The sequence below is a fragment of the Deinococcus pimensis DSM 21231 genome, assembly GCF_000519345.1.
GTDB classification, from domain to species: domain Bacteria; phylum Deinococcota; class Deinococci; order Deinococcales; family Deinococcaceae; genus Deinococcus_A; species Deinococcus_A pimensis.
The window spans coordinates 19,826-20,437 of the sequence record NZ_KI912644.1 but is presented as its reverse complement, the minus strand read 5'-3'; the positions used below and the strand labels follow the sequence as shown (position 1 = coordinate 20,437).

Here is a 612-nt window from a genome sequence, read left to right as displayed (position 1 = left end):
CCCGTACGAGCCGCGCGCCGCGCCCGGCACGACCTGATGGTAGAAGACGAGGCCGCCCGCCTCCTCCTGCGCGGCGACGTGCAGGTTCACGAGGCCCGGCAGGTCCGCGTCGAGCTTCGTGAGCTCGAAGTAGTGCGTGGCGAACAGCGTGAACGCGCCCGTCGCGTGCAGGTGTTCCAGCGCGGCCCACGCGATGGCGAGCCCGTCGAGGGTGCTGGTGCCGCGCCCCACCTCGTCGAGGATCACCAGCGTCCGCGCGGTCGCGCCGTGCAGGATCGCACTGAGCTCGCTCATCTCCACCATGAAGGTGCTGCGTCCCCCCGCGAGGTCGTCGGACGCGCCGATGCGGGTGTGCACCGCGTCGAACAACGGCAGTTCCGCCCGGTCGGCGGGCACGAACGCGCCGATCTGGTGCAGCAGCGCGCACAGCGCGACGGTGCGCAGGTACGTGCTCTTGCCCGCCATGTTCGGCCCCGTCAGGAGCAGCACGCGCCGCGCCGCGTCCAGCTCGGCGTCGTTCGGGACGAACGCGTCTCCCAGGGCGCGCTCCACCACGGGGTGGCGGGCCTGCGCGAGCAGCACGCGGTGCTCGTCCGTGAGGGTGCGCGGGCG

1 protein-coding gene is annotated in these 612 nt (G+C 73.2%); it reads right to left on the bottom strand.

Translation table 11 applies throughout. The annotated features are described in order from the left end of the window. Positions 1-612: MutS-related protein (locus DEIPI_RS39720; RefSeq protein ID WP_027481947.1), on the bottom strand; the 612-nt coding region annotated here is incomplete at both ends.